Here is an 11,252-nt window from a genome sequence, read left to right as displayed (position 1 = left end):
CCGTCCGCCGCTCGACAGCAAAGGTGCAAGCACCTTCCTGTTTCCGCTCGACTTGCATGTGTTAGGCCTGCCGCCAGCGTTCAATCTGAGCCATGATCAAACTCTTCAATTAAAGTTTTTTTGATGCATTACCTTTCGGCAATGACATCGGCTCAACGAATTATACTGTTTTTCATTAACCACCCTCTATAAAGAGAATGTCAATGAAGCTTACATATTTTGCTTCTTTGAATTTACTTTGCTTGCTCGTGAGAGTAAGAAAGTAGAAAGCAAAGTTGCTATGGTCACTCAGTAGTTCATTGAGAAAATTTGTTGCCACTTACAAAGTAAGATGGCTTCGAATAACTCAACACCTGTGAGTGCCCACACAGATTACTTGATAAATTGTTAAAGAGCGTTGCATCATCTTTCATATGCAGCCGTTAGACGCTAGGTCGCTGGCTTGAGGAGGCGTATTCTACACTCCCCGTTGTTGGCGTCAAGGGCTTTTTTCAAAAAGAATTTCAATCATTAAAAATGATTAAACCCTTAGCTCACTCGTTGCCCTGACTGGTTTCAGCTTTCATTAAGAAGACTGGTTTGCCGTGTCAGTGGATGCGCATTATAGGGAGATTCTACAAGCGCGCAAGCCCTTTTTATTCGTTATTGAATCATCCGCCGAAGTTTTAAACACTAAGCCAGTTTAAGCCTGTTTTTCCTACTGCCTACGTCGAGTTATTAACCTTATATTAAAATTACTTTACTTTTAAGTTCATTTTTTCGGCAACGGACTAGTGTAATGCTAAATAATTCATTACCATATAACTGCTATTAACAGTTTTTTATCAATTCTTCAGAGATTATATTTATGCAAAAGCCATTTCTTATTGTTTTGATTATCGCCATCCTTGGCGCAGTAGCGATTCATTTTGTCGCTCCCGAGCTAAACGCTGCAGTCGCTTTCTTTACTGGTGCCATTATTGCTAGCGTTATCTTTTCCTTAAAAGGCCAATCAACAGAATCCGGCGACAATGCCGTAAGTGTTGAACAATACACAGGTCCAACAATGACTCTTTATGTAGGTAATCTCCCTTACCGTGTACATGAAGGCGAAGTAAAAGAGTTATTTGGTAAGTACGGCCCCGTAAACTCAGTCAGATTAGTACGTGATCGCAAGACTGGACGTCGTAAAGGTTTCGGTTTCATCGAGATGTCGGAAGCTGGTGCACAAAAAGCCATGTCGAAATTAAATGAGTTTGACTTCCAGGAGCGTACCTTAAAGGTCAGAGAAGCCAAGTCTCAAGATTCAGAGAAAAGCGAACGCAAAGAAAACGCTTAAATATTAGGCGGCATGATATTAGCCAGTTTGTATACTAGATTCTAATATGAGTGATTCAATCTAGATGTTTTAAAAAAACCAAACTTGGCTAATGTCTTTTTCAGACCTTGCTCAATTCCTTCAGACGTATAGTAAGCTAGCGCAATTCTAGAAAAAGTATTTTCACATCCTTGTTGCTGCCCTTCCCTGAACACATCTTTATACTCATTATCTTGCTCACCACGACCCTGTTTCTGCTGAACCTTAAATTTCAATGCCAATACTCGTGCCGCAACTGCCTTTCCTGAATCTAACAGTATTACCTTATCCCCAAGGTATTCTTGCATCTCCTGTTTCAGTATGGGGAAGTGGGTACAGCCCAGTACTAATGTATCGAGCTCACTTTGTTGAATCGGACTTAGAATTTGTGCTAGCTGATGATGAGTTACCGGATTACCAGCGGCTTTCTGTTCCGCTAACAATACCAGTTCCGATGAGGCATACAGTTCGACAGTACATTCACCAGCAAATTGATCGATTAATTCATGAGTATATGCACGCTTTATCGTGCCGGGTGTAGCAAGCAGGCCTAAATGTTTCTTTTGAGATACCAGAGCTGCAGGCTTGATTGCCGGAACCACGCCAACAACGGGAATGTCTAATACAGCCCTGAGTGAGGGTAATATAAGCGTGCTGGCTGTATTGCAGGCTATGACCACCATGGAGACTGACTCTTTTTTCACGAAACTTGTAATGAGCGCGACGCAGCCCGAAATCAATTCCTGTTCACCTAACTCACCGTATGGTAAGCGAGCGTTGTCGAACAAGTATATATAACTCTCATTAGGCAGTGCTTGTCTAATTTCATCAAGAATAGTTAAACCACCAATTCCTGAATCGAAAACGAGTATAGGTTTAGACAAGACACTTCTCCATTAACTTACGTGACCTTACAGGCAATCCCCCTTACCTACTATATTGCTACTACAAGATACTTTTAGAGGGGTAAAATACAATTTTCACACAAGATTCTATAAATCGAAAGCCAGAAACTGGACATATCACTCTTCTAGTATAATAATTCCGCCCCAAATTGAACCAAGGTGATCAATAAATGAATTTAGCAGCAATGGATCCTAAGACCTATGATGCACAACTCGAAAAAAAACGCATCAAGCTGGAACAAACATTCACTGACTTTGATACACCAAGGTTAGAAATCTTCGGCTCAGAAACAGCTCATTATCGTATGCGCTGTGAATTCCGTATCTGGCATGACGGTGATGACATGTATTACTACATGTTCGATAAGGCCCTGGACAGTAAGGTTCGTTGTGACCAATTTCTTCCAGCAAGCAGCTTAATTAACCAGATGATGCCCGCCTTAATCGAAGAGTTAAAGCCTAACACCATACTAAGACATAGATTATTTCAAATCGATTTTCTCTCTACCCTTAGTGGTGAGATCTTAGTTTCCTTACTTTACCATAAGCAACTGGATCAGCAGTGGGAAGCAGAGGCTAAGGCCCTTAAAGAGAAACTAGCATCTAAATTCAAGGTTAACTTGATCGGTAGAGCCCGTAAACAGAAACTCATTTTCGATAAAGATTTCGTTGTTGAAAGCCTAAACGTGAACGGTGAACAGCTTCACTATCATCAAATTGAAAATAGCTTCACTCAGCCCAATGGCAAGGTCTCGGTAAAAATGCTCGAATGGGCGATAGATGTCACTAAAAACAGCACGGGTGATCTGTTAGAGTTATATTGTGGTAATGGCAATTTTTCTATCGCTTTAGCACAAAACTTCGATCGGGTTCTCGCTACTGAACTGGCGAAACCTTCGGTTCAATCTGCCCAATACAATATCGACATCAACAATATCGATAACTTACAGATCATACGTATGTCTGCAGAAGACTTCACCGATGCTATGGCAAAAAAAAGAAGCTTTAGACGCTTGGAAGGGATAGATCTAGACAGCTATAATTGTAATACCATCTTTGTCGATCCACCACGAGCCGGCTTAGATTCAAATACTGTCAAGCTAGTTCAAGGTTATGAGCGCATCGTATACATATCTTGCAACCCTAACACCTTGACTGAAAACTTAGCCGAGCTGACTAAGACACACAATATCACTCGCTTCGCTCTGTTCGATCAGTTCCCATATACAGATCATATGGAATCAGGTGTCTTCTTAGAAAAGAAAGTAAACTAAGAAAAATCACAGTTAACTTCATAAATGATAAAGGGCCTAAACAGGCCCTTTATCATGAAGCTACCTATCTTCTATCTAGCTTATTTTGTAAGGCTTCCGAGCCCTTGGCCACCATGCGTAACTGAATAACTAGTCTATCGGCGAGTACTTTTCTATCTACTCGCTTCATATCCAGTGCAGCCGCTCCGGCATTAAAGACTAAGGTGACTAAGGCTTCGGCTTGAGCTCTGGCAAGTTCAGGGCTTCTGTTTGCCGTGGCTTCCGTATAATGAGTCAACTCAGAGATAAAATGCTCTATCTCACGAGCTACCGCCGCTCTAAAGGGAGCCGATGTGCCAGAACGTTCATGCAATAAAATTCTAAACACATTCGGATTAGACTCTAGCACTTCCATAAAGGTATCCACTGAGATACGGATAACACTACCGCCAGCTTCGGCTCGCTGTCGCCCCTTACGCATCATCTGTCTGAGTGTTAAGCCACCTTCATCAACCATGGTCAAGCCTAGCTCATTCATATCTTTAAAATGTCGATAAAAAGAGGTAGGCGCTATCTTTGCCTCGCGAGCGACTTCACGTAAACTTAGACTCGAAAAACTACGCTCAGCATTGAGTTGATTAAATGCGGCATCGACTAGCGCCCTGCGCGTCTTCTCTTTCTGCTGTGCTCTTACACCCGTCATGGTGATTCCGAAACTTAAATATTATCCCGTGATAATACATTTTTTGACACTAAAACACAGCCCCTAACGAGTGTTTCCGACTTGACCAAAACCGTTTTGCAGGCTAAATTAGCGTACAGATGTACGCTCAAAGTTGAACTGGATAAGAATAATGAACAAACCCCCACTAATTTGGACTAATGTAGCCTTCTTTTTAATCACCTTCCTGGGTGCCGCCATACTCGTTCCCTGGTACGGCATGACACAGGGCTATGGCTTAACTGAATGGCTTGCTTTCATCGGTTTCGCTTTCGCCAGTGGCTTGTCGATCACCGCAGGTTATCACCGTCTTTGGTCACACAAGACCTATAAAGCCAAGGCGCCGGTACGCTTCTTGTTTGCCCTTGGCGGTGCTCTGGCACTACAGAACAGCGCGCTTCACTGGTCTTCGGATCACAGAGTTCATCATAAGCATGTCGATAATAATGATAAGGATCCTTACTCTGCTAAGATGGGATTCTGGTACAGCCACATAGGTTGGATGCTTAGAGAATATCAATCTCAGCGTTATCACGATTATAAGAATGTTCGAGATCTTCAGAACGACAAGATAGTGATGTGGCAGCACAAATACTATCTGCCCTTGGTTATTTTGATGAACATAGGTTTACCCGCATTCTTAGGCTGGCTCAATGGAGATATTCTAGCAATGCTGCTTATGGCAGGTCTGTTAAGGCTGGTTGTTGTGCAGCACTGTACCTTCTTTATCAACTCTCTCGCCCATGTATGGGGGAGCCAGCCATACACAGATAAGAACACGGCGCGGGATAATGGCTTTATCGCTCTGCTTACTTATGGTGAAGGCTATCATAACTTCCATCACATCTTCGAAAACGACTATCGTAACGGCATACATTGGTGGCATTACGATCCAACCAAATGGCTGATCAATTCCTTAAATTGGTGTGGACTAGCAAAAGATCTGCGGGTCACTCCCCAGGAGAGAATTGAGAGCGCCAAACTCAAGATGCAACTGCAGCGCACCCAAGATCGCGTCTCTACTCTCAGTAACTGTGATGAGGTATTAGACAAGCTGCAAGCAGAATACGAGATATTGAAATCTCATCTGGCTGACTATTATCAAGCTAAGAAAGAACTGCTCGAAGCGAAGCGCAAACAGTTAGCCAACAAGCAATTAGTGCAGCAAGTCGACGAGATGAAACAACGTTTCATTTTACAACATAGAAACTGGAAGCTACTCACCGCTACTTACGCTTAGTTCTGTTATAAAATGGCTCGATAACATCTCTATCGAGCCATTATTTTTACAGGGGGTTTTACAGGGGATTCATCTGCTAGCTTACTTATCAATTGTTCCTATTTCCCCCAGTACTCCTCACACCTTTCATTCCAGAGCCCTGCTAATTGAAGTAGTCTGACTATAGGTCTATCATGAGCGCTTAATTACCTTCTAAAGGGACTTTTGAGTTCATGTCAGAATCTACAATCAAACTTACCGAGTACAGCCATGGCGCAGGATGCGGATGTAAAATCTCACCAAAAGTCCTAGGTACAATATTAGCTTCTCAGCTCCCGGTATTCGAAGACCCCAATCTATTAGTGGGTAATCAGACCCGTGATGATGCCGCCGTTTATAAGCTTAATGAAGAAACCGGCATCATCAGCACCACAGATTTCTTTATGCCCATCGTCGATGATCCCTTCACCTTCGGCCGAATCGCCGCAACTAATGCTATCAGCGATATCTATGCCATGGGCGGCACACCTATGATGGCTATCGCAATTTTAGGCTGGCCGGTGAATACCTTACCGGCAGAAGTGGCTCAACAAGTTGTCGATGGCGGACGCCAAGCCTGTGCAGACGCAGGGATTATGTTGGCCGGTGGCCATAGTATCGACTCTCCGGAGCCCATATTTGGACTCGCCGTGACCGGACAGATCCCGCTAGCTGAGCTTAAGCAAAATGATACGGCGCAAGCTGGCGACAAGCTTTATCTGACTAAGCCCTTAGGCATAGGCATCTTAACTACGGCCCAGAAACAGAAGAAAATAGCGGCTGAAGATATCAACATTGCCGCCGATGCCATGTGTGAGCTGAATTTATTAGGCCCGGCAATTGCAAAAATTTCCGGGGTTAACGCTATGACAGATGTCACAGGATTTGGACTTGCCGGGCATCTGATCGAGATGTGTCTGGGAGCAAAACTCAATGCACAAATCCAAGTTTCGGCCTTACCACTATTAACTAAGGCAAAAACTTATCTTGAGATGGGTTGTATCCCGGGTGGAACACACAGAAACTACGATAGCTACAGCGAACATCTGCCAACACTCACAGATGAGCAGAAAGGCATTATCTGTGATCCCCAGACCAGCGGCGGTTTACTCATCTCGGTAGCGGCTGATGCCGAGCAGGAACTGATTAGCTTGCTAGCCAAAAATAATGTGCCGACTAAATGTATTGGTACTATGACCGATGCATCACAAACTCAGCTCGTGGAACTCATCTAATGAGCAAACATCTAGTCCCTAAGAGCGCGTACAGAGAGATCATGTTATCGGGTCATCCTATGATGGATGTCAGAGCACCGCTCGAATTTAACAAGGGCGCGTTCCCAAGCAGTACTAACCTGCCGTTAATGCAAGATAGCGAACGACAGAAGGTCGGTACTTGCTACAAGAAAAATGGCCAAGAAGCGGCCATCAAACTCGGACATTCCCTGGTTAAAGGTAAAGTAAAGCAGCAGAGAGTGGATGCCTGGCTGGATTATTTTGATAAAAATCCAGGTGCATACCTGTATTGCTTTCGAGGTGGCCTAAGATCTCAACTTACTCAACAATGGCTTAAAGAGGCTGGCCTGGAGATCCCCTATGTAGAGGGTGGTTATAAGGCTATGCGCCAATATCTTATCAATGTCATCGATGAGGCTCCTCAGCAGCAACCGGTATTTATTCTCAGTGGCATCACTGGCAGCGGTAAAACTGACTTCTTAGTCAAACGTTCCGAGTCCGTCGATCTGGAAGGCATAGCCCATCACAGGGGATCGAGTTTCGGGCGTTACCATGAGCCCCAACCAACCCAGATCAATTTTGAAAATCGTTTGGCTGTGGAACTATTAAGACATCAGCAAAGAGATGAGCGCTGTTTAGTCTTAGAGGATGAAAGCTTTCTCATCGGTCGTTCTGCGATACCTAAGACATTTTACAGCGCCATGCAAACGGCGCAGATCTTAGTATTAGAGGAATCCAATGAAGATAGGCATAGCAGATTATTAGATGAATACGTCCATAAGATGCATTCAGGCTACATAGAGCGTCTAGGTGAAGAGGCTGGCTTTATCGCGTTCTCTGAATACTTGAGCCTAAGTATCACGGGTATTAAGAAACGACTCGGTGGCCAGTTACATGATGAGTTTCAGTCTATCATTGCCAACGCACTGAAAATTCAACAAAAAACGAACAACACAGAGGCTCACCTCGAGTGGATATCTATGCTGCTCAACAAGTATTACGACCCTATGTATCAATATCAACTGGACAAGAAACAAGCTCGAGTCTCATTTAAGGGCTCGCATCAGGCGATGCATGAATGGTTAAACGAGTATTCGGCTCGCACATAAGCTTAATACTCAAGCCTGACCATTGTCACATACCTCTAGTCATTTTCTAGAGGTATGTTTACTCTTTGGGTTAACACCACACCGACTCTTCTGCTCGGTGCCATTTTATCTACACTCTTGTTTCCTCCAGGCTCCAAAGAGATGCTCAGCCTAGGTACTGACCCAATCAACCCCTCGAGTTTATCGCTAAGATCCAGATGATCGTTTATGCACAGATAAACCAGATCGTCATTAGCTAATGCCTTAGCGATGTGCTCGATATACTCCTGACTCCCCTCATCGGCTTTTCCTTGTTGGCTCGATGCCGATTCAAGCACATTTCCCGATGTTCTTAACAGCTTGGCCAGAAACTCCGTATCAAGAGGCTGTCTCAATATAAAACATATTGGTCGTACAGAAAGGCTCTGTATCAGTAAGAGATCTTTCGCTGAACTTGATAACCCAATTAATACCGCTCCTCCATGTTTAGGTAAAGTATCACCTTGAGCCACAGAGAGTGGATGTATAAATCTAGCCAAGAGGTAAGTTACCAGCCTCAATCTCAGCTCAGGTAGCCTGATAAACAGCAAGGCTCCAACCACTAAATTTGATAGGGCAAGCACCAAGAACAAGTGCAATATACTCCCACCCAGAGGGCCCAAGAAGATTATTGCGAAGATGGCTGACATCACCATAAACAGCGCATTCATGATGTTATTTGCCGCAATGGCCTGAGCACACTCCCCCTCCTTCGTCCTCGCCTGAATAAATGCATACAAGGGCACAATAAATAGACCACCGCTTGCCCCTACCATGAATAAGTCAAACATGAGTCGGTAATGTTGCGAATCACTAATGAAACTGCTTGCAGTATAAACATCGACAGAATTTGAGTCTGGTACAGCCCAATACAGATCAATACCGAAAATGGTCAAACCTAGCAAACCGAAGGGCAAAAGACCTAGTTCGACTTGCTTAAATGACATGCGATCACATAAAAATGATCCTGCCGCGATACCAATAGAAAACAAGGCTAACAACAAGGAGACCACTGTCGCTCCTGCATGTAAGTGTAGCTTAGCAAAATTGGGGAACTGAGTAAGATAGGTAGCACCAAGAAACCAAAACCAGCTAATGGCAAGTACGGCCATCCATATCGAAGGTGTTCGCCTGGCTTTCCTGAGGCTGGCTATCGAACCGGAAAAGGGAGTGAACATCAATTTTTTAGGTTCAAATCTTAGGGGGATAGATGGGATAAAGCGACTCGAGATATAACCAACAGTTGCTAAAAAAACGACGGTAATCGCGGCTAACGTGTTGGCATGGTCACTGGCAACGATCAGACCAGCGACTATGGTGCCTATCAAAATGGAGATGAAGGTGCCCATCTCAACCCAGGCATTGCCCCTAACCAACTCAACATCCTTCAATACCTTAGGTAGAAGTGAATATTTCACCGGGCCAAAGAAAGCCGATTGTGTCCCCATCAGAAAGAGCAATACCAACATAATCAAATAGCTTTGGCTAACGATTGCCGCCGCACCACAGCACATGATGATCACCTCTAACAACTTGAGGCGTCGAATTAATATCGCTTTATCGATATTGTCGGCGATCAGACCCGCGTGAGCAGAAAAAAGAAAGAAGGGAAGAATAAACAAACCGGCGGCTAGATTAACAAATAGGTTTACATCGATGGGCAGGCTAGCAAGCTGAGAATAGGTGACCAAGAGTAACAACATATTTTTATAGACATTGTCGTTCAACGCCCCTAGACACTGAGTAATAAAATAGGGCAGGAAACGTCGAGTCAAAATCATAATAATCCTCTAATCTATCATCCTGAGCAGATAGCGACTTGTCTAAACCACAAATAAAGAAAAGGCCATCGTTGAGTGATGGCCTGTTTAACTATATTAGGTTAGCTCTCAGCCGTTAGCAGAACGTCCCAGGCTAAGTGGGGGGAACCAACCACAATAAAGTTAGGGTTTTCTAAAGATTCCCGCTCATTATAACTCAGGGGCTGAAGCTCAATATCCATGATCTGCCCGCCAGCCTCTTCAACAATGATCTGAGCGGCTCCGGTGTCCCACTCACCCGTTGGCCCGATACGAACATAGCAATCGGCTTTTCCTTCTGCCACGAGACAGCTCTTTAAAGCAGCTCCACCGAGCACGATCAATTCACAATGTTTCGTATGGCTAAATAACTTAAGTACCGACTGAGGGTCTTGACGTCGGCTAACGGCGAGCTTTAGCGGTGGATTCCGATCGGCAGGCAACTGACGGCTCATGATCCTGACCTCAGATTGACCATCACGCTTATAGGCTCCTAGCCCAGCAATGGCGTAATAACATACCTCAGTCATAGGCACATACACTATTCCCATGATAGGCCGGTTATGCTCTATCAGGGCGATAATCACAGAGAAATCACCACTCCCTGCGATAAACTCCCCTGTGCCATCTAAGGGGTCTACCAACCAATAACGTTGCCAGTCCTTGCGCTCAGAGAAAGGAATATTCGCATCTTCCTCGGAAAGCACCGGGATATCGGGAGTCAAAGCTTGTAATGCGGCGGTGATAATATTATGAGCTGCAATATCTGCCGAAGTCACTGGCGTATTATCTGACTTTATCTCTTTCTCGAAAGTCCCTTTAAGATAGATATCACGTATCTTTATTCCCGCTTCAACAGCAATGTCAATTGCTTGTTCTATGTACTCTTCTGGCTTCATAACTGCTCCAACAGCCGACTCACACATACAATTATAAGAAAAGGGTTCTTATAATTATGTTTTAAACACTTATAGTTTTAGGTATTTTTGAGCTAAAAACAAGGCGCTTACGCTTCTGGACTCTGAAAAGTCTTCCTGTTCGAGCAAAGATTGCCAATTATCCAGTGGCCAGGGGACCATCTCGATAGGCTCAGGCTCATCTCCTTCCAGAACGCTCTCATAAAGATCTTCGGCAATAAAAATCTGCATCTTGCTGGCAAAATAACCAGGGGCCAAACTCAACTCCATCAAATGGGTCAGCTTTCTTGCCCCAAAACCTATCTCTTCCTGCAGCTCACGATTAGCAGCTTCGTGTGCCTCTTCACCGGGATCGATTAAACCTTTCGGAAAACCAAGCTCATAGGTATGAGTACCCGCAGCATATTCTCGCCCTAATAACAGTGTCTCTCCATTGAGCACAGGCACCACCATCACAGCACCACGATTATTCCCCTTCATCCGCTCATATTGTCGCTCGACCTGATTGGAAAATTTGAGGTTTACCTGCTCTATTTTAAACAAGCGGCTTTGCGCAACAATCTCTGAACCTAGAATTTCCGGTTTCTTGTGCTTCATAGGAGTCCCTGAGCCAAATGATAAGTGCTTATAGAGTACAATCTTACTATCCTGTTTTTAATCTACAACCAGAAACTTCGTTGATTAATGGTTTCCATGGAATA

At 44.1% G+C, this 11,252-nt stretch carries 10 protein-coding genes and 1 rRNA gene; 5 read left to right on the top strand and 6 right to left on the bottom strand.

The annotated features are described in order from the left end of the window. A 16S ribosomal RNA gene (locus FS373_RS25365) occupies window positions 1-112 on the bottom strand; the annotation flags it as partial. A gap of 735 nt (window positions 113-847) precedes the next feature. Here FS373_RS25365 and FS373_RS25360 point away from each other — a divergent pair. Beyond that, a complete protein-coding gene (locus FS373_RS25360; RefSeq protein WP_144048525.1) occupies window positions 848-1,318 on the top strand; it encodes an RNA recognition motif domain-containing protein in 471 nt (156 codons plus the stop codon). 41 nt (window positions 1,319-1,359) lie between these two features. Here FS373_RS25360 and murI read toward each other — a convergent pair whose 3' ends face one another. Beyond that, window positions 1,360-2,220 carry a glutamate racemase gene (murI, locus tag FS373_RS25355; protein ID WP_144048526.1) on the bottom strand — a complete coding sequence of 287 codons (861 nt, stop codon included), beginning with the start codon at window positions 2,218-2,220 and terminating at the stop codon, window positions 1,360-1,362. Between the two features lie 191 nt (window positions 2,221-2,411). Here murI and trmA point away from each other — a divergent pair, with 191 nt between their 5' ends. After that, window positions 2,412-3,515 carry a tRNA (uridine(54)-C5)-methyltransferase TrmA gene (gene trmA, locus FS373_RS25350; protein WP_152830861.1) on the top strand — a complete coding sequence of 368 codons (1,104 nt, stop codon included), beginning with the start codon at window positions 2,412-2,414 and terminating at the stop codon, window positions 3,513-3,515. Between the two features lie 64 nt (window positions 3,516-3,579). Here trmA and fabR read toward each other — a convergent pair whose 3' ends face one another. Then, a complete protein-coding gene (gene fabR / locus FS373_RS25345; RefSeq protein WP_144048528.1) occupies window positions 3,580-4,197 on the bottom strand; it encodes an HTH-type transcriptional repressor FabR in 618 nt (205 codons plus the stop codon). Window positions 4,198-4,348: 151 nt separating this feature from the next. Here fabR and FS373_RS25340 point away from each other — a divergent pair, with 151 nt between their 5' ends. The 3 genes from FS373_RS25340 (at window position 4,349) to mnmH (ending at window position 7,817) form a co-directional block, all read left to right on the top strand. After that, on the top strand, window positions 4,349-5,455 hold the full coding sequence (locus FS373_RS25340) for a fatty acid desaturase (RefSeq protein WP_144048529.1): 1,107 nt from the start codon (window positions 4,349-4,351) through the stop codon (window positions 5,453-5,455). Between the two features lie 212 nt (window positions 5,456-5,667). Continuing rightward, the gene (gene selD / locus FS373_RS25335) at window positions 5,668-6,708 is read left to right on the top strand and encodes a selenide, water dikinase SelD (RefSeq protein ID WP_144048530.1); all 1,041 of its coding nucleotides are present in this window, start codon (window positions 5,668-5,670) and stop codon (window positions 6,706-6,708) included. After that, window positions 6,708-7,817, top strand: coding sequence for a tRNA 2-selenouridine(34) synthase MnmH (mnmH, locus tag FS373_RS25330; protein WP_152830860.1), 1,110 nt, complete (start codon window positions 6,708-6,710; stop codon window positions 7,815-7,817). Before selD ends, mnmH begins: the two co-directional genes overlap by 1 nt. Before the next feature lie 35 nt (window positions 7,818-7,852). Here the strand turns inward: mnmH and FS373_RS25325 are convergent, their stop codons facing one another. The 3 genes from FS373_RS25325 to nudE form a co-directional block, all read right to left on the bottom strand. Then, complete coding sequence (locus FS373_RS25325) at window positions 7,853-9,616, bottom strand: MFS transporter (RefSeq protein WP_152830859.1); 1,764 nt, start codon at window positions 9,614-9,616, stop codon at window positions 7,853-7,855. 101 nt (window positions 9,617-9,717) lie between these two features. Beyond that, window positions 9,718-10,533 (bottom strand): 3'(2'),5'-bisphosphate nucleotidase CysQ, encoded by an 816-nt coding sequence (cysQ, locus tag FS373_RS25320; protein ID WP_144048533.1) that lies wholly within the window; start codon window positions 10,531-10,533, stop codon window positions 9,718-9,720. A 69-nt stretch (window positions 10,534-10,602) separates the two neighbouring features. Beyond that, window positions 10,603-11,148 (bottom strand): ADP compounds hydrolase NudE, encoded by a 546-nt coding sequence (gene nudE, locus FS373_RS25315; protein ID WP_144048534.1) that lies wholly within the window; start codon window positions 11,146-11,148, stop codon window positions 10,603-10,605. Between the last annotated feature and the right edge of the window lie 104 nt (window positions 11,149-11,252).

This window comes from Shewanella sp. YLB-07 (assembly GCF_009377275.1).
This window is presented reverse-complemented; position numbering and strand designations above follow the sequence as displayed.

What these genes read in the sequence shown, in the direction of transcription:
- mnmH (WP_152830860.1), top strand. Translation starts at nt 6,708, where the DNA reads ATGAGCAAACATCTAGTCCCTAAGAGCGCGTACAGAGAGATCATGTTA.
- FS373_RS25360 (WP_144048525.1), top strand. Translation starts at nt 848, where the DNA reads ATGCAAAAGCCATTTCTTATTGTTTTGATTATCGCCATCCTTGGCGCA.
- nudE (WP_144048534.1), bottom strand. Translation starts at nt 11,148, where the DNA reads ATGAAGCACAAGAAACCGGAAATTCTAGGTTCAGAGATTGTTGCGCAA.
- selD (WP_144048530.1), top strand. Translation starts at nt 5,668, where the DNA reads ATGTCAGAATCTACAATCAAACTTACCGAGTACAGCCATGGCGCAGGA.
- cysQ (WP_144048533.1), bottom strand. Translation starts at nt 10,533, where the DNA reads ATGAAGCCAGAAGAGTACATAGAACAAGCAATTGACATTGCTGTTGAA.
- FS373_RS25340 (WP_144048529.1), top strand. Translation starts at nt 4,349, where the DNA reads ATGAACAAACCCCCACTAATTTGGACTAATGTAGCCTTCTTTTTAATC.
- FS373_RS25325 (WP_152830859.1), bottom strand. Translation starts at nt 9,616, where the DNA reads ATGATTTTGACTCGACGTTTCCTGCCCTATTTTATTACTCAGTGTCTA.
- trmA (WP_152830861.1), top strand. Translation starts at nt 2,412, where the DNA reads ATGAATTTAGCAGCAATGGATCCTAAGACCTATGATGCACAACTCGAA.
- fabR (WP_144048528.1), bottom strand. Translation starts at nt 4,197, where the DNA reads ATGACGGGTGTAAGAGCACAGCAGAAAGAGAAGACGCGCAGGGCGCTA.